Annotated in this window: 17 protein-coding genes; 5 read left to right on the top strand and 12 right to left on the bottom strand. The window is 59.0% G+C overall.

The window, feature by feature from the left end; all coding sequences use genetic code 11:
• Positions 1-4: 4 nt before the first annotated feature.
• The 6 genes from secG to rlmE form a co-directional block, all read right to left on the bottom strand.
• The gene (gene secG, locus BN1118_RS06295; protein WP_025326063.1) at positions 5-331 is read right to left on the bottom strand and encodes a preprotein translocase subunit SecG; all 327 of its coding nucleotides are present in this window, start codon (positions 329-331) and stop codon (positions 5-7) included.
• The gene (gene tpiA, locus BN1118_RS06290) at positions 332-1096 is read right to left on the bottom strand and encodes a triose-phosphate isomerase (protein ID WP_043555048.1); all 765 of its coding nucleotides are present in this window, start codon (positions 1094-1096) and stop codon (positions 332-334) included.
• Between the two features lie 131 nt (positions 1097-1227).
• Positions 1228-2562, bottom strand: a complete 1335-nt coding sequence (gene glmM / locus BN1118_RS06285) for a phosphoglucosamine mutase (protein WP_043140194.1) — start codon at positions 2560-2562, stop codon at positions 1228-1230.
• Positions 2563-2579: 17 nt separating this feature from the next.
• Positions 2580-3425 carry a dihydropteroate synthase gene (gene folP, locus BN1118_RS06280; protein ID WP_043555047.1) on the bottom strand — a complete coding sequence of 282 codons (846 nt, stop codon included), beginning with the start codon at positions 3423-3425 and terminating at the stop codon, positions 2580-2582.
• 62 nt (positions 3426-3487) lie between these two features.
• Positions 3488-5437 carry an ATP-dependent zinc metalloprotease FtsH gene (gene ftsH, locus BN1118_RS06275; RefSeq protein WP_042866624.1) on the bottom strand — a complete coding sequence of 650 codons (1950 nt, stop codon included), beginning with the start codon at positions 5435-5437 and terminating at the stop codon, positions 3488-3490.
• 45 nt (positions 5438-5482) lie between these two features.
• Complete coding sequence (gene rlmE, locus BN1118_RS06270) at positions 5483-6112, bottom strand: 23S rRNA (uridine(2552)-2'-O)-methyltransferase RlmE (protein WP_042866625.1); 630 nt, start codon at positions 6110-6112, stop codon at positions 5483-5485.
• Positions 6113-6209: 97 nt separating this feature from the next.
• On the opposite strand from rlmE, the gene yhbY reads away from it, so the two are divergent.
• Both yhbY and BN1118_RS06260 read left to right on the top strand, forming a co-directional pair.
• Entirely contained in the window at positions 6210-6506 is a 297-nt protein-coding gene (yhbY, locus tag BN1118_RS06265) for a ribosome assembly RNA-binding protein YhbY (RefSeq protein WP_042035811.1), read from the top strand.
• 105 nt (positions 6507-6611) lie between these two features.
• Positions 6612-7205 carry a hypothetical protein gene (locus BN1118_RS06260; protein ID WP_043555046.1) on the top strand — a complete coding sequence of 198 codons (594 nt, stop codon included), beginning with the start codon at positions 6612-6614 and terminating at the stop codon, positions 7203-7205.
• A 47-nt stretch (positions 7206-7252) separates the two neighbouring features.
• Here BN1118_RS06260 and greA read toward each other — a convergent pair whose 3' ends face one another.
• From greA to pomA, 3 genes are all read right to left on the bottom strand, one after another.
• Positions 7253-7729 (bottom strand): transcription elongation factor GreA, encoded by a 477-nt coding sequence (gene greA / locus BN1118_RS06255; RefSeq protein WP_042866628.1) that lies wholly within the window; start codon positions 7727-7729, stop codon positions 7253-7255.
• Between the two features lie 144 nt (positions 7730-7873).
• Positions 7874-8767 carry a flagellar motor protein MotB gene (locus BN1118_RS06250; RefSeq protein ID WP_043555045.1) on the bottom strand — a complete coding sequence of 298 codons (894 nt, stop codon included), beginning with the start codon at positions 8765-8767 and terminating at the stop codon, positions 7874-7876.
• Positions 8768-8772: 5 nt separating this feature from the next.
• Positions 8773-9531, bottom strand: a complete 759-nt coding sequence (gene pomA / locus BN1118_RS06245) for a flagellar motor protein PomA (protein WP_043140183.1) — start codon at positions 9529-9531, stop codon at positions 8773-8775.
• A gap of 220 nt (positions 9532-9751) precedes the next feature.
• On the opposite strand from pomA, the gene xseB reads away from it, so the two are divergent.
• From xseB to dxs, 3 genes are read left to right on the top strand one after another with little or no spacing between them, the layout of a single operon-like run.
• Positions 9752-10003, top strand: a complete 252-nt coding sequence (gene xseB / locus BN1118_RS06240) for an exodeoxyribonuclease VII small subunit (RefSeq protein ID WP_005317577.1) — start codon at positions 9752-9754, stop codon at positions 10001-10003.
• Positions 10004-10894: a (2E,6E)-farnesyl diphosphate synthase gene (ispA, locus tag BN1118_RS06235; RefSeq protein WP_043555044.1), complete on the top strand. Its 891-nt coding sequence runs from the start codon at positions 10004-10006 to the stop codon at positions 10892-10894. It abuts the gene before it with no gap.
• 21 nt (positions 10895-10915) lie between these two features.
• Complete coding sequence (gene dxs, locus BN1118_RS06230) at positions 10916-12781, top strand: 1-deoxy-D-xylulose-5-phosphate synthase (protein WP_043555043.1); 1866 nt, start codon at positions 10916-10918, stop codon at positions 12779-12781.
• Positions 12782-12868: 87 nt separating this feature from the next.
• Here dxs and BN1118_RS06225 read toward each other — a convergent pair whose 3' ends face one another.
• From BN1118_RS06225 to BN1118_RS06215, 3 genes are all read right to left on the bottom strand, one after another.
• Positions 12869-13810, bottom strand: a complete 942-nt coding sequence (locus tag BN1118_RS06225) for an ABC transporter permease (RefSeq protein ID WP_043140174.1) — start codon at positions 13808-13810, stop codon at positions 12869-12871.
• 101 nt (positions 13811-13911) lie between these two features.
• Positions 13912-14886 carry an ABC transporter permease gene (locus BN1118_RS06220; RefSeq protein WP_043555041.1) on the bottom strand — a complete coding sequence of 325 codons (975 nt, stop codon included), beginning with the start codon at positions 14884-14886 and terminating at the stop codon, positions 13912-13914.
• Between the two features lie 97 nt (positions 14887-14983).
• Positions 14984-16540 carry an ABC transporter substrate-binding protein gene (locus BN1118_RS06215; protein WP_043140169.1) on the bottom strand — a complete coding sequence of 519 codons (1557 nt, stop codon included), beginning with the start codon at positions 16538-16540 and terminating at the stop codon, positions 14984-14986.
• Positions 16541-16559: the final 19 nt, after the last annotated feature.

Here is a 16559-nt window from a genome sequence, read left to right as displayed (position 1 = left end):
TCACTTATTCGGGAACGTCAGTGTCTTTCTTTACTGGCGCTTTGGTCTGCTCAACCTGTTGGGTTTGTTGCAGATTTTCCCATTCACTACCCTGTTTTACCTTGTTGCTGGACATAGAGCCGAGCACCAGGCTAATCAGAAAGAACAGAGTAGCCAAAATTGCTGTTGTTCGGGTCAGGAAACTGCCTGAACCACCGGAGCCGAATACGGTATTCGATGCCCCTGCGCCGAAGGAGGCGCCCATGTCAGCCCCTTTACCTTGCTGAATCATCACCAGACCAATCAGAGCCAGTGAAACCAGCAGATAAACGACTAAAAGAATTTCGTACATTTAACTTGCACCCTTTGCCGCTTCAACAATTCCTAAAAACGTCTTGTCATCGAGACTCGCTCCACCAATCAGACCGCCATCAATGTCGGGCTGGGCAAACAAATCTCTCGCATTGGTCGGTGTCACGCTCCCACCATAGATGATTCTAACTTTCTCACCTATTACCGGAGTATCCTCCGCCAAGCGACCACGTATAAAGGAATGAACCTCTTGTGCCTGCTCGGGTGTGGCGCATTTACCTGTACCTACAGCCCAAATCGGCTCGTAGGCGATGATAGCATTATCGAAAGCCATCGCGCCATTTTTCTCTATGACGATGTCCAGCTCTTCGGCGATCACCTCGAAGGTTCTTCTCGCCTGCCTCGCCGCGCCTGATTCACCCAAACAGAGGATGGGGATCAAACCTGCCGCTCTGGCTGCCGCAAACTTCTCTGCGACGATAAAGCTGGTCTCACCAAAGAGACGCCTGCGCTCGGAGTGTCCTACCAGTACGTAACGACACCCTGCCTCAACCAGCATCTGACACGAGACTTCACCCGTGTAAGCGCCAGCCTGGTGCTGACTCACATTCTGAGCCCCCAACTTCATCACCTTCTGCTCCTTGAGCAGAGCGGCCGTGAAGTCGAGATGCACATGGGATGGACACAAGACCACATCTACTCGCTCATCCATGCCTTGCAGGCACTGGCCAGTAAACTGCTCTAACTGCGACCTACTACCGTGTAACTTCCAGTTGGCGGCTACAAACGGCTTGCGATGTCCCATCGGCAACTCCCTTGCGAAAGCGGGGCTGATAATATCCAGAGGATTGTCAGCTGACAAGCGCTATTTTTGAATTTTCGAATCGTTTGAACAAGATACAACCAGGGCGGCTAAAAAGCCGCCCCTTTTGTTCATTAAAACGCCGATTCGACCTGTTGAGCGATGCGTTGTGCCATGTCACGCACCTGCTGCTCATGCTCACCTTCCACCATGACCCGGATCAGGGGTTCGGTGCCGGATTTGCGCAGCAGGACGCGGCCACGGCCAGCCAGCTCCTGTTCCACCTTGGCCACTTCCTGGTTGACGGCATCAGCCGCCAGCGGATCCTTGCCCTCGGCAAAACGGACGTTCACCAGCACCTGCGGGAACTTGCTCATGCCGGAACGCAGCTTGGCCAGCGGCATCTCGGCGGTGCAGATGGCCATCAGTACCTGCAGGGCGGCGACGATACCATCCCCTGTGGTGGTCTGATCCAGGCAGATGATATGACCGGAGTTTTCACCCCCGATACGCCAGCCCTTCTCGTTCATCATCTCCAGCACGTAGCGGTCACCCACCTTGGCACGGGCGAACGGGATGCCCAGGGTCTGCAGCGCCAGCTCCAGGCCCATGTTGGCCATCAGGGTACCGACCACACCGCCCTTGAGGCGGCCGTTGCGCAGCGCATCGCGGGCGATGATGTAGAGGATCTCGTCACCGTCGATGATGTAACCCGTGTGGTCCACCATCACCAGGCGATCGCCGTCACCGTCAAAGGCCACGCCGAGATCGGCCTTGCACTCCAGCACCTTGGCCGCCAGCGCATCGGGAGCGGTCGAGCCGACACCGTCGTTGATGTTGAGGCCATCCGGGCTGCAGCCGATGGCTATCACCTCGGCGCCCAGTTCGCGGAACACGGAGGGGGCTATGTGATAGGTAGCGCCATTGCCGCAGTCGACCACCATCTTCAGCCCTTCCAGGCTCAGATGGGAGGGGAAGGTGCTCTTGCAGAACTCGATATAGCGACCCGCCGCATCCTCGATGCGCACGGCTTTGCCCAAATCGGCAGACTCGACGCACTTGATCTCGTGATCCAGCTCGGCCTCGATGGCCATCTCGACCTCGTCAGGCAGCTTGGTGCCATCGGCTGAGAAGAACTTGATGCCGTTGTCATAGTAAGGGTTGTGGGAGGCGCTGATGACGATGCCGGCCTCGGCACGGAAGGTGCGGGTCAGGTAGGCAACGGCCGGCGTGGGCATGGGGCCCATCAGTATGGCCTTGAGACCGGCGGCGGAGAGACCCGCTTCCAGCGCGGACTCCAGCATGTAGCCGGAGATGCGGGTATCCTTGCCGATCAGCACTTTACGGGTGCCCTTCTTGGAGAGCACCTTGCCTGCGGCCCAACCCAGCTTCATCACAAAATCAGGGGTGATCGGAAATTCGCCAACCTTGCCGCGGACACCATCGGTGCCAAAATACTTTCTTGCCATTGTCTGTTCTCGTTTTTTTATTTGGATATGAAATCTTGTCCCGTCATTACCATCCAGCCGGCGCGCAGGGCATCCATGGTCTCTCGCACATCGTGCACCCGGATGATACGGGCGCCATGCTGCATCCCGATGAGCGCACAGGCCAGACTGCCAGCCAGCCGTTCATCAACCGAGCGACCGAGCAGGTTGCCTATCATAGACTTTCGCGACATACCGACCAAGAGCGGAAGCTGGTAATCGAGCAACTTCTCCTGCCAGGCCAGCAGTTGATAGTTGTGCGCCAGCGTCTTGCCAAAGCCGTAGCCCGGATCCAGCAACAGCTGCTGGCGCTCTATCCCGGCGGCCAGACAGGCGGCGATACGCTCGTCGAAGAAGGCCCTCACCTCCCCCAGCAGGTCGTCATAGTGGGGCTCGGCCTGCATGGTTCTCGGCTGGCCTTGCATGTGCATCAGGCACACGGGTACGTCAGCTTCTGCGGCGGCGGCCAGGGCGCCGGGTTCGAGCAAGGCCCGCACGTCGTTGATGAGGTGGGCCCCCGCCTTGCAGCCTTCCCGCATCACGGCAGCCTTGGAGGTATCGAGGGAGATCATCACATCCAGCTCGGCGACCATCCGCTCGACCACGGGGATCACCCTGTCCAGCTCATCCTGCTCGCTCACGTCGGGGGCACCCGGACGCGTCGACTCGCCGCCGATGTCGATGAGCGTTGCTCCGTCGGCGATCATCTGGCGAGCATGGGCCATGGCCCGGTCAATCTGATTGAAATTGCCGCCATCGGAGAAGGAGTCGGGTGTCACATTGAGGATCCCCATCACATGGGGACGATCGAGGGAGAGGCTGAGCCCCTTGCTGGTTAGCTGCATCTTCGCTTCCATTTACATAAAGAAAAACCCCGGGACCAGCCCGGGGTTTGCATCATCACGATTTATTTGGCCGGGAGATCGTTGGCCTTGTCGATGTCGACATCCGCCACCGGCTCCACGTCGGTCACTGCCGGTTTGGCATCCGCCGCGACAGTGGCACCGCCTTGCGGAGTGTCGCTGTGCTCGTCATGCCAGTTGCTGGGAGCACGCACCTCGCGACGGGCCATCAGATCGTCGATCTGCTTGGCGTCGATGGTTTCGTACTTCATCAGCGCATCTTTCATGGTGTGCAACACGTCCATGTTGTCCAGCAGGATCTGCTTGGAGCGGGCGTAGTTGCGATCGATGACCTGCTTGACCTCGGCGTCTATGACGCGCGCCGTGTCATCGGACATGTGCTTGGCCTTGGCCATGCTGCGACCGAGGAACACTTCGCCATCTTCTTCCGCATAGAGCATGGGACCGAGACGCTCGGACATGCCCCACTGGGTGACCATCTTGCGGGCGATGTCGGTCGCACGCTCGATATCGTTGGATGCACCGGTCGATACCTTCTCGGCACCGTAGATCAGCTCTTCTGCCAAACGACCGCCGTACAGGCTGGAGATCATGGACTCCAGGTGCTGCTTGGAGTGGCTCCAGCGATCCTGCTCGGGCAGGTACATGGTCACACCCAGCGCACGACCGCGCGGTATGATGGAGACCTTGTAGACAGGGTCGTGATCCGGAACCAGGCGACCAATGATGGCGTGACCCGCCTCATGGTAAGCCGTCATCTCCTTTTCGGAGTCTCTCATCACCATGGAGCGACGTTCCGCACCCATCATGATCTTGTCCTTGGCCTTCTCGAATTCGGCCATGGAAACCACTCGGCGACTCTCACGGGCGGAGAAGAGGGCGGCTTCGTTGACCAGGTTGGCGAGATCGGCACCGGAGAAACCTGGAGTACCACGGGCAATCAGGGCCGCATTGACATCATCTGCCAACGGCACCTTGCGCATGTGCACCTTCAGGATCTGCTCGCGACCGCGCACATCCGGCAGACCGACCACGACCTGACGGTCGAAACGGCCCGGACGCAGCAAGGCAGGGTCCAGTACATCGGGACGGTTGGTGGCAGCGATGACGATGACGCCTTCATTGCCTTCAAAACCATCCATTTCGACCAGCATCTGGTTCAGGGTCTGCTCACGCTCATCGTGACCACCGCCGAGACCGGCGCCACGCTGGCGACCGACCGCATCGATTTCATCGATGAAGATGATGCAGGGGGAAGACTTCTTGGCCTGCTCGAACATGTCACGCACCCGGGAGGCACCGACACCCACGAACATCTCGACGAAGTCGGAACCCGAGATGGTGAAGAAAGGCACCTTGGCCTCGCCCGCAATGGCCTTGGCCAGCAGGGTCTTACCGGTACCGGGAGGACCTACCAGCAGTACGCCGGTGGGGATCTTGCCACCCAGTTTCTGGAACTTGCTCGGATCGCGCAGATAGTCGACCAGCTCTTTCACCTCTTCCTTGGCCTCATCGCAGCCTGCGACGTCGGCAAAGGTGGTCTTGATCTGATCTTCACTCATCAGGCGAGCCTTGCTCTTGCCGAACGACATGGCACCCTTGCCACCACCGCCCTGCATCTGACGCATGAAGAAGACCCAGACACCGATCAGCAACAGCATCGGGAACCAGGAGATGAAGATAGAGGTCAGCAAAGACGGCTCTTCCGGCTTCTCGCCCATCACTTTGACATTGTGATTGAGCATGTCGTTGAGCAGCTGGGGATCCGGCGCCGGTATGATGGTGGTGAAGCGTTCACCAGTGCGCTTGACGCCATTAATGACCTTGCCATCCATCCGCACTTCACGGATCTGCTCTTGGGTCACTTCTTTAACGAAGCTGGAATAGTCCAGCTGGCGACTGGTGGTATCGCTGGGGCTGAAGCTATTGAACACCGACATCAACACGACGGCGATGACCAGCCACAGGATTAGGTTTTTCGCCATGTCACTCAAATCAATGACCTCGCAGACTGACAGTTAACGATGAAGGTTAGGGTACTACAGTTTAAAACCGGTAGCCACAATGTAGACTTCTCGTGAACGGGCACGAGACGAGTCTGGTTTACGAATCTTGACAGCAGAGAAAAGCTTACGAATTTCATTGAGATAGGCATCAAATCCCTCTCCCTGGAATACCTTCACCACGAAGCTGCCATTACTGCGCAATACCTGGTTGCACATGTCGAGCGCCAGCTCGACCAGGTACATGGCGCGGGCCTGATCCACCTGCTGGGTGCCACTCATGTTGGGCGCCATATCAGACATGACCAGGTCCACCTTGTCCGGACCGACACGGGCCAGCAAGGCACCGAGTACAGTTTCCTCCCGAAAGTCCCCTTGCAGGAAATCGACACCGGCAATGGGATCCATCGGCAAAATATCACACGCGATGACCCGTCCATCGTCACCCACCTGCTCAACGGCAAACTGGGACCAGCCACCCGGGGCCGCTCCCAGATCCACCACTGTCATGCCGGTACGGAGCAACTTGTCCTTGCCCTGGATCTCATCAATCTTGAAAACAGCGCGGGAACGCAGCCCCAACTTCTGGGCTTTTTTGACGTATTGATCGTCGAAATGTTCTTTTAACCAGCGGCTTGAGCTGGGGGAACGTTTTTTCTGGGTCATGATTGTCGACTTTAAAAAACCACAAGGGTTATTAGTATTAAGGGCTAAGTGGGGGTAGAATACGCCCCTTTCAACCCTGACTTATGAAGAAATTGCCATGATTCTCAACAATAAACAGAAACAGTACCTCAAGGGCCTTGCCCACAGTCTGAAGCCCGTTGTCCTGCTGGGTCAACATGGTCTGACCGAAGGCGTACTGGCCGAGATCGATCTGGCCCTGAACTACCACGAGCTGATCAAGGTTAAGGTTGCGTCTGAAGATCGTGAGATGAAACAGCTGGTTATGGATGCAATCGTCCGTGAAACCGGCGCGGTCAAGGTACAGAGCATCGGCCACGTGCTGACCATCTACCGTCAGGCCAACGAGCCGAAAATCCAACTGCCCCGCAAGTAACAGGAAAGAGCCTCGCTCTTTCCTTCATTTCCCTTCTTCCCAAGTCGCTTGCCAAAGTAGTCTCCAGGCCCTTAACCTGCGATGAATACTCGTGGATACCCCGCTATGGATCACCATCAGATTCTCACCGAAGATGAACTGGCCATGTTACGGGACTTGGGGAGCAGTCAGGAGACGGCCGCCGGACAATCCCTGAGCGGTTATCTCGCCACCCCCTTGCTCGGACTGCTGCAACGCGCCGATCAACTGGTGCTCGAAGCCCGCTTCGCCGGGCATCAACTCCGCTTTCCGCTGCGCTTCACCCAGGGGGACGATGGCTTCGTCGAACCGCGTATCGCCGCGCCCGTCATCAAGGAACTGGGTTATCCCCATCTGCGCGCCTGGCGCCTCGACCAAGAGGCGCGCCTGAAGGTGGCCGATACCGAGTGTCTGGTGCACAGCCTGTCGCTGGACGGACTGGTGGTGGAGGGCTTGCCCGCCGGCCTGACGATAGGCGCCACCCTCAGCGGCACCCTGCTCATTCATGAACTGGCCCCGCTGCCCCTCTGCGCCGAGCTGGTCAGGCACATCCATCAACGCAATGGAGTACAGGGCTGGGCACTGCACTTCCAGATGGCCAAGCCGGATCTTGAGCAACTGCGCAGCTGGATGTTCCAGCGCCATCAGGACGCCTTCACCCAGGCCTACCAGCCCCGCTAAATACAAACAGGGGAGCCGGGCTCCCCTGTTTCAGGCATCACCTCACATCAGAGGTAAGCGACAGCCAGAACTTCGTATTCCACATCGCCGGCCGGCGTCTTGACGATGGCCACATCGTCCACTTCCTTGCCGATCAGGGCACGGGCGATGGGCGAGTTCACTGAAATCATGTTCTGTTTGATGTCAGATTCGTCGTCACCCACGATACGGTAGACAACTTCCTCTTCCGTCTCGCTTTTCAGCAGGGTTACGGTCGCCCCGAAGATGACGCGACCATTGTTGGTAATCTTGGTGACATCGATCACCTGGGCATTGGAGAGCTTGCTCTCAATTTCCTGAATGCGGCCTTCACAGAAGCCCTGCTGCTCACGGGCGGCATGGTACTCGGCGTTTTCTTTCAGATCACCATGTTCACGGGCATCTGCAATCGCTTCGATAATCTGCGGACGAAGCTCGCTCTTCAGATAGTCGAGCTCTTGACGCAGCTTTTCAGCGCCGCGAACAGTCATCGGAGTATGATTCATAGTCGAAACCTGGGTTGCTTGAAAAGAGAAGCTGCGGCTATCAAAGAGAGCCGCAGCTATCGGTTCGGATGAGGCATCTTAATATGAAGCCGGCACAAAATCCATGTCAGTCCCTGCGAGCGGGATCGCGCTTTGCCATCGACACTACCTCTGCTCAGTGACGCCGATTGGCGCCGATACTGTCGGCTTGCCCTGCATGATGGCGATCTCCACCCGCCGGTTCATACGCCGGTTTTCCGGGGTGGTGTTCGGCACCAGCGGCTGGGAATCGGCCATGCCCTGCACCACCAGTCGCCCGCCGTCGAAGCCGGGCACCTTGATCATCTGATGGGCCACCGCCACCGCGCGCTGGGAAGATAGCTCCCAGTTGGACTGAAACAGCTCATCTTCAGTGGCCACATCATCGGTATGACCCGAGATGGTGATCTCCCCCGGCACATCCTTGAGCAGAGTCGCCACCTTGCGCACCACGGGCCAGAACTGGGGCTGCAGGAAGGCGGAACCAGCCGGGAAGGCCGCCTTCTCGCGGATACGTATGATGATCTGCTGACCCAGCGCCTCCACTTCGATGGCACCATCCTGGATCTGGGCCTTCATCTGCTCCGCCAGCTCCTTGGCCAGGGCATTGGACTGCTCCTGCTGTTTCTGCGCCTCCTGCCGGGTGTCGCCCCCCACCAGCTTGTCTTCGCTCTTGTCATGACCCCCGGCCTGATCGGCGTCACCTGGCTGGAAATCCAGCTCTGTCTGGGTCATGTCCATGGTCTGCTGCATGATGGTGTCTATGGGGGTCGGCTCGGGGCGGCCCGGCCTGAACTCGAGGGCAACGACGGACGTCCCCTTGGGAATGTCTTTGACCTCCAGAATATTCTGCACCCCGAACGCCTTCTCCATGGAGCCGGCGATCTGCTTGAACTTCTGCACATCCATCTCGGCGAAAGAGAGCAGCAGCACGAAGAAGCACATCAACAGCGACATCAGATCGGCGAAGGTGCCCATGTAACCGGGCAGACCAGGTGGCGGACACTTGCACTTAGCCATGGAGATTACTCGCTGCCATTGTTGCGTTTGGACTGGTTCAGGTAATTTTGCAGCATGGACTGGATCACCCTCGGGTTCTGGCCATCCTGAATGCCCATGATGGCGTCCAGCACCAGGCAGCGGCTCAGCTGCTCTTCACCGCTGCGCAGCTCCAGCTTGTCGGCGATGGGGATCGCAATCATGTTGGCCTCAATGGCGCCATAGAGTGTGGTCAGCAAGGCCACCGCCATGGCCGGGCCTATGGATTTGGGATCGCTCATGTTGGCCAGCATGGCCACCAACCCCACCAGCGTGCCTATCATCCCCATGGCGGGCCCCAGATCCCCGAGCGCGCGAAACACCTTGATGGCGATGACATGCCGTTCGGCGGTGAGCTCAATGTCCTTCTCCATCACGCCGCGGATGACATCGGCATCGTGCCCGTCCACCAGCATGTCGATGCCTTTTTTCATGAAGGCATTCGGCACTTCGGCGGCTTCCAGCGCCAAAAAGCCCCCTTTACGGGCCGCATCGGCCAGTTCAACCGCCTTGATGATGAGGTCATCCAGCTTGTCGCCCTTGTAGATGAATGCCTTGCCGGCCACCTTGAACGCCATCAGGAACTGACCGATGTTGAACTTCATCATGCAGATAAAGAGGGAACCCAGTATGGTGATATAGACCGAAGGCATATCCACATACATGCTCATGGGGCCACCCAGCAACATGCCGTACACCACGACCCCAAATCCCAGCACTATGCCAATCAGACTACCTAGATCCACATCCCTACTCCTGTCAGCTGAAATTCGTTGTATCTGCAGTTTGTTGAATTTTCTGCTATTGGCTCATCAGCGGCAAGGGCCACCACGTTTTTCCTAGTTCACAAGATGGCTTGTTATCGGCCACTTTTCCGAGAGTTTAAGCCGACCGCACTTTTCAGCCTCCCCCCTGCCCGCCGTCGATGTTAAGATAAGCCGTTTTTTTCAATCCCCGAGGATGGACATGGCCAGTAAAAAAATCGACCGCCTGAGTTTTGATGCCACTCTGGAAGAGCTGGAAACCATAGTTCATCAACTGGAACAAGGTTCCTTACCGCTGGAAGAGGCGCTCAAGCAGTTCGAACAGGGCGTCCACCTGGTGCGGGCTGGCCAGCAGAAGCTGGAACAGGCCGAACAGAAGATCCAGATCCTGCTGACTCAGGCCGATGGCACAGAGCAAGCGGTCCCCTTCCAGCCAGAGCAAGGAGAGGAGTGAGTGACGCTGGACGATTTTTCCCGCCTGCATCGTCAACGTATTGACGACGGCCTGTCTGCACAACTTGAATCCTTGCCCGCCATGGCCCCGCGTCTGCGCGATGCCATGCGCTACGGCCTGCTGCTCGGCGGCAAGCGGGTGCGCCCCTTCCTGGTCTACGCCGTAGGCGAGATGCTGGGCGTCAAGAGCGAGCTGCTGGATGGCCCCGCCGCCGCGGTGGAGTGCATCCACGCCTACTCGCTGCTGCACGACGACCTGCCCGCCATGGACAACGACGACTTGCGTCGCGGCCAGCCGACCGTGCACAAGGCATTTGACGAAGGCACCGCCATCCTGGCCGGCGATGCCCTGCAGACCCTGGCCTTCGCCATTCTGGCCGATCACCCCATGCCGGCCGCCCTGATGGCCAACCGGGTGCGGATGCTGAGCCGGCTGGCCCGTGCCTCGGGATATCTGGGCATGTGTGGTGGTCAGGCGCTGGATCTGCAGGCCGAAGGGCGCCAGATCAGCCTGCCCGAGCTGGAGCAGGTGCATCGCCACAAGACCGGGGCCCTGATCGAGTGCGCCGTGGTACTGGGTGCCCTGTGCAAGCCTGACGTGGACGACGCCACCCTGGCGGCGCTGCAAACCTATGCGGCCGCCATAGGCCTCGCTTTTCAGGTGCAGGACGATATCCTCGACATCACGGGCGATACCGCCACCCTGGGCAAGCCGCAAGGCTCGGATCTGGCGCAGGAAAAGAGTACCTATCCGGCCCTGCTCGGACTCGACAATGCCCGTGAGCTGGCTCGCGAACTGCACGGTAAAGCCTTAACAGCCTTGCAATCTTTGCCCTACAATACCGACATTCTGGAAGCGTTTGCCGATTACATCATCGAGCGAACCCACTAAACGCTGGATAACAGTAACAATATGAGCGTTGATATAAGCAATTTCCCCAACCTGGCCCTCGCGGATACGCCGGTCGAGTTGCGATCCCTGCCCTTCGAGCGACTGCCCGTACTGTGCAACGAACTGCGTGAATATCTGCTGCGTTCGGTGAGCCGCTCCAGTGGTCATCTAGCCTCCGGGCTCGGCACAGTCGAACTGACGGTGGCGCTGCACTACGTCTACAACACGCCGTTCGATCGACTGGTGTGGGACGTGGGCCATCAGGCCTATCCCCACAAGATCCTGACCGGTCGTCGCGACCGTATGCAGAGCATCCGCCAGAAAGACGGCCTGCACCCCTTCCCCTGGCGCGGCGAGAGCGAGTATGACGTGCTCTCGGTTGGCCACTCCAGCACCTCCATAGGTGCGGCGCTCGGCATGGCGGTCGCCGCCGAGAGCGAGGGTCTGGGTCGCAAGGTGGTGGCGGTGATAGGTGACGGCGCCATCACGGCCGGCATGGCCTTCGAGGCGCTCAATCACGCCGGCGATGTCCACAAGGACATGCTGGTGGTGCTCAACGACAACGAGATGTCCATCTCCGAGAATGTCGGGGCGCTCAACAACCACCTGGCCCGCATCATGTCGGGCAAGCTCTATACCACCATACGCGAGGGTGGCAAGAAGGTGCTGGCGGGTCTGCCGCCGGTCAAGGAGCTGGCCAAGCGGGCCGAAGAGCATCTCAAGGGCATGGTGGTGCCTGGCACCCTGTTCGAAGAGTTTGGCTTCAACTACATAGGCCCCATCGACGGCCATGACATCAACGCCCTGGTCGAGACCCTGCGCAACATGCGCAACCTCAAGGGGCCGCAGCTGCTGCACGTCAAGACCAAGAAGGGCAAGGGCTACGAGCCTGCCGAGAAAGACCCTATCGGTTATCACGGCGTGCCCAAGTTCAATCCGGACGAGTGCACCCTGCCCAAGGCGAGCGGCGGCAAGCCGAGCTTCTCCGCCATCTTCGGCCAGTGGCTGTGTGACATGGCCGCGAAAGACGAGAAGCTGGTCGGCATCACCCCCGCCATGCGCGAGGGCTCAGGGCTGGTCAAGTTCAGCCAGCAGTATCCGGATCGCTACTTCGACGTGGCCATCGCCGAGCAGCATGCGGTCACCTTCGCTGCCGGCCTCGCCATCGCCGACAAGAAGCCGGTGGTCGCCATCTATTCGAGCTTCCTGCAGCGCGCCTATGACCAGCTGATCCACGACGTGGCGCTGCAGGAGCTGCCGGTGCTGTTCGCCATCGACCGGGCCGGTCTGGTGGGCGCCGATGGCCCGACCCATCAGGGAGCGTTCGACATCAGCTTCCTGCGCACCGTGCCCAATATGGTGGTGATGACGCCGTCCGACGAGAACGAGTGTCGCCAGATGCTCTACACCGGCTATCAATGCAACCAGCCTGCGGCGGTGCGCTACCCCCGCGGCAGCGGTACAGGCATCGAGGTGCAGACCGAGATGCAGGCGCTGGCGCTCGGCAAGGGCCGTGTCATTCGCGAGGGCAAGGGCACCGCCATACTGGCGTTTGGCACCCTGCTGCAGCAGGCCAGGACCGCCGCCGAGGCGCTCGATGCCACCCTGGTGGACATGCGCTTCGTCAAGCCGATGGATGAAGCCCTGGTGCTCTCCTTGGCCGCCAGCCATGACCAGTTCGTGACCATAGAGGACAACGCCATCATGGGCGGCGCCGGCTCTGCGGTGAACGAGCTTCTGATGCGCAGCAAACAGTGCAAGCCTGTGCTCAACCTCGGCCTGCCGGATCGCTTCGTGGAGCAAGGCACCCAGGAGGAGATCTACGCGCTGCTGGGACTCGACAGCACTGGCATTCAAGCCAGCATCGAGGCCTGGCTGCTGGCCTGATCAGGCACGTTCACGAGCAAATAAAGAAGGGCGCCTGATGGCGCCCTTCTTGTATCTTCACTTCTGTCTCTTCACTTCTGGCCCGGGTTAACCTTTGTAGATCTTGGGGTTAAACACATCCCGCAGCCAGTCACCCAGCAGGTTGATGACCAGCACCAGCACCACCAGACAGATGCCCGGGAAGGCGGTGATCCACCAGGAGCCGGAGAAGATGTAGTTGAAGCCGACGCTGATGAGCGAGCCCAGCGATGGCTGATCCACCGGCATTCCCAATCCGAGGAAGGAGAGGGCCGCCTCGCTCATGATGGCGTTGGCCACCTGCACGGTGGAGATGACCAGTATGGGTGACAGACAGTTCGGCAGAATGTGGCGGAACATGATGCGCGGGGCACGGAACCCCATCACCTGCGCCGCTTCCACATACTCCTTCTTCTTCTCCGCCAGCACGGAGGCACGCACGGTACGGGCGTACTGCGGCCACTCGGCGATGCCGATGATCACCACCAGCATGACGATGGCAAATTCGGAGTAAACCTCGGAGCCAAAGCTGGCCTGGAAGATGGCGGAGATGATGATGGCCACCATCATGGTGGAGAACGACAGCTGCACATCGGCGAAGCGCATCAGCAGGTTGTCGATGCGGCCACCGAAGTAACCGGCGATCAGGCCGATGACGATACCGAGCACCAGTTGCAGCCCCACCGCAAACAGCCCTATGGTCAACGAGATGCGGGCACCGTAGAGGATGGTGCTCCAGATGTCGCGGCCCTGGTTGTCGGTGCCGAGCCAGAAGCGCTCCTCGCCTCCTTCCAGCCAGGAGGGCGGCAGCTCGGCATCCATCAGATCGAAGCTGGTCTGATCGTAGACGTTGTGCGGCGCCAGCCAGGGCGCCAACAGCGCGGCCAGCACGAACACCACGAACACCGCAAAGCTGAACATGGCGACTTTATCGCGCAGGAAGTAGTAGACGATGTCGGAATTTTTAAAACGTGCCCAACGGCTTGGGCTTGCAGTTACTGCGTTACTCATGCTTACCCCTTCGTAGCCAGGTAGATAGCCGGGTTGATGGCAAGACCCGCGTGGTTGCGCCATGTCAAACAGCGGCTCACAGTCACAGCGTTAGTCATCTGTTACCCCTTGGCAGTCAGGTTGACGGTCGGGTTGATGAACCCGTAGAGCAGGTCGACCAGGGTATTGGTCACCACGAAGATCAGGCCGACGAAGATGACGTAGGCGGTGATCAGCGGCGTATCGACCCTGTGGATCGCCTCGAGGAACAGGAAGCCGGTCCCCGGCCACTGGAACACGCTCTCGGTCAAGATGGTGTAGGCAACCATGGTGCCGATCTGCACGCCGCCGACGGTAATGACCGGCAGCATGGTGTTTTTGAGGGCGTGCTGGTAGTAGACCTTGTTGTTGTCCAGCCCCTTGGCACGGGCGAACTTGATGTATTCGGAGGAGAGCTGCTCCAGCATCTCGGAGCGCACCAGCCGGATGAACAACGGCAGCATGATGGAGGAGAGCGACACCGCGGGCAGGATCAGGTGCTTGATGCCATCCCAGGTGAAGAAGCCCGACTCCCAGCCCAGCAGGTTAAGGGTCTCGCCACGGCCATAGGCCGGCAGCCAGCCGAGCTGGATGGAGAACAGATACATCAGCATGATCGCCGTCAGGAAGACAGGGATCGAGATGCCGATGCTGCTCACCGCCATGATGAGTTTGGTCAGGAAGCTGCGTGGCCTTATCGCCGAGTAAACCCCCAGCGGAATGGAGACGGCGACGATGATCAGTGCAGCGGCAAAGACCAGCTCAAGGGTAGCCACCAGCTTGTCGAGTATCACCTCGAGAGCGGGTCGCTTGAAGAAGTAGGAGGTGCCCAGATCCCCTTGCACTGCATTTTGCAAGAAGCGGCTGTATTTCACCAAAAAGGGATCGTTAAGGCCCATCTTTTCGCGCAACTCATGGCGCACGGACTCGGAGACGGATTGTCCCACCAGCTCGCGCAGCGGATCCCCCAGGTTGTCCTGGATGGAGAAGGCGACCAGGCTGATGACGAACATCACTATCACGGCCTGATAGAACCGTTTCAGCAGGAATGTAAACATGCTTGTCCTTCTACGTGGCCTGTGTCTTGGCACAGGCTTCTGTTAATGGCGGGGGCAGCCATGGCCGCCCCCGCCAGGTCCTTCTTTACGACCCTGCTTACTTGTTGACCACCAGGTCACCCAGGTAAGGGAAGTTCATCACGTTGACCACAGGCTTGATGTCGACGTTTTTCTTGGCGCCGTAGGCCAGGTCTTCCCAGTGCAACGGCACATAGGCGGCGTCGTCGATCAGCATGGCTTCCACCTTCTGCAGGATGGCGGCACGCTTGGCCGGATCGGTTTCGGCGTTGGCATCCATCACCAGCTTGTCAGCCTCTGCGTTGGCATAACCGCCGCAGTTGTACTGACCCATGCCGGTCTTGGCATCCTTGGTGAAGGTCAGGAACTCGAAGAAGTTCGCACTGTCTTCGGTGTCTGAGTGCCAGCCGATCAGCTGCATGTCGGCGGCGCACTTGTCAAACTCGGGCCAGTACTGGGCCACCGGCATGGTCTTCAGATCGACCTTGATGTTGATCTTGGACAGCATGGCGGAGACAGCCTGGGCAATCTTGACATCGTTGACGTAGCGGGCAGCCGGGGAGATGAAGCTCATCTTGAAGCCCTGCTCGTAGCCGGCTTCCTTCATCAGCTGCTTGGCCTTGGCCAGATCATACTGGGGCTTGAGCGCCTCGTTGTGACCGGCATAGCCTTTCGGGCTCAGCTGGCCGGCCGGGGTGCCGAAGCCTTTGTTGATCTTGTCGACTATGCCGACTTCGTTGATGGCCAGGTTGATCGCCTGACGCACGCGCTTGTCTTTCAGCGCCGGGTTGGTGTTCTGGTTCAGCTCTATGATGATGGCGCGGGTACCGGACAGGGTCACCAGCTGGGAATCCTTGCCATTCTTCACGCGCTCCAGATCGTTCGGAGCAACCGGGTAGATCATGTCCACGTCACCACCCAGCAGGGCGGCCACACGGGTGGCGTCTTCCTTGATCGGTACCACGGTCAGGTTCTGAACGTTACCCTTGGAAGCCTTGTCCCAGTAGTTGGCGTTGCGCACGTATTCCAGCTTGACGCCCTGCTCGCGGAACTTGACGCTGAACGGACCTGTACCGGAAACATGGGTGGAGGCATAGGAGCTGCCGTTCTTGACGATCTCGGCCTTGTCTTTGCCGGCTTCATCCTTGCCGGTGTAGAACTTGGAGTCCATCGGGAATATGTAGGTAACTGTCTGCAGCACCAGCGGGAACGGCTTGGCGGTGATCAGATCGACGGTCAGATCATCGACCTTCTTCACTTCGGCGATGGGGTCGAAGATGGCCTTGAAGTCGGGAGAGGCCTTCAGGCGGTTGACGGTCCACACCACGTCATCGGCGGTGAAATCATTGCCGGAGTGGAACTTGACGCCCTTGCGCAGGTGGAAACGCACCGTCTTGTCGTCGATACGTTCAAACTTCTCGGCCAGACGCGGCTCAAACTTCAGATCCTGGGTGTAACGCATCAGGGGATCGAACACCAGGTGAGACATCTCCAGGGTCTGACCGGAGAGCTGCTCCTGCGGATCCAGCGAGGTGGCGTCGGAGGCGACGGCCACTGTAATGTCGGCGGCAGAGACGTTAAACGCGAGACCCGCGGCGAACAGCGCCATGGCAATCTTGGATAATCCTTTCTTCATGTCTTTCTCCATGCTTTTG

It is taken from the genome of Aeromonas bestiarum, assembly GCF_000819745.1.
GTDB lineage: Bacteria > Pseudomonadota > Gammaproteobacteria > Enterobacterales > Aeromonadaceae > Aeromonas > Aeromonas bestiarum.
The sequence above is the reverse complement of the archived record's forward strand: the minus strand, read 5'-3'. Positions and strand labels throughout refer to the sequence as shown.

Bases quoted from the DNA above. Each gene is read 5' to 3' on its own strand.
- secG (WP_025326063.1), bottom strand. From the start codon at position 331: ATGTACGAAATTCTTTTAGTCGTTTATCTGCTGGTTTCACTGGCTCTG.
- tpiA (WP_043555048.1), bottom strand. From the start codon at position 1,096: ATGGGACATCGCAAGCCGTTTGTAGCCGCCAACTGGAAGTTACACGGT.
- glmM (WP_043140194.1), bottom strand. From the start codon at position 2,562: ATGGCAAGAAAGTATTTTGGCACCGATGGTGTCCGCGGCAAGGTTGGC.
- folP (WP_043555047.1), bottom strand. From the start codon at position 3,425: ATGCAGCTAACCAGCAAGGGGCTCAGCCTCTCCCTCGATCGTCCCCAT.
- rlmE (WP_042866625.1), bottom strand. From the start codon at position 6,112: ATGACCCAGAAAAAACGTTCCCCCAGCTCAAGCCGCTGGTTAAAAGAA.
- yhbY (WP_042035811.1), top strand. From the start codon at position 6,210: ATGATTCTCAACAATAAACAGAAACAGTACCTCAAGGGCCTTGCCCAC.
- BN1118_RS06260 (WP_043555046.1), top strand. From the start codon at position 6,612: ATGGATCACCATCAGATTCTCACCGAAGATGAACTGGCCATGTTACGG.
- greA (WP_042866628.1), bottom strand. From the start codon at position 7,729: ATGAATCATACTCCGATGACTGTTCGCGGCGCTGAAAAGCTGCGTCAA.
- BN1118_RS06250 (WP_043555045.1), bottom strand. From the start codon at position 8,767: ATGGCTAAGTGCAAGTGTCCGCCACCTGGTCTGCCCGGTTACATGGGC.
- xseB (WP_005317577.1), top strand. From the start codon at position 9,752: ATGGCCAGTAAAAAAATCGACCGCCTGAGTTTTGATGCCACTCTGGAA.
- dxs (WP_043555043.1), top strand. From the start codon at position 10,916: ATGAGCGTTGATATAAGCAATTTCCCCAACCTGGCCCTCGCGGATACG.
- BN1118_RS06225 (WP_043140174.1), bottom strand. From the start codon at position 13,810: ATGAGTAACGCAGTAACTGCAAGCCCAAGCCGTTGGGCACGTTTTAAA.
- BN1118_RS06220 (WP_043555041.1), bottom strand. From the start codon at position 14,886: ATGTTTACATTCCTGCTGAAACGGTTCTATCAGGCCGTGATAGTGATG.
- BN1118_RS06215 (WP_043140169.1), bottom strand. From the start codon at position 16,540: ATGAAGAAAGGATTATCCAAGATTGCCATGGCGCTGTTCGCCGCGGGT.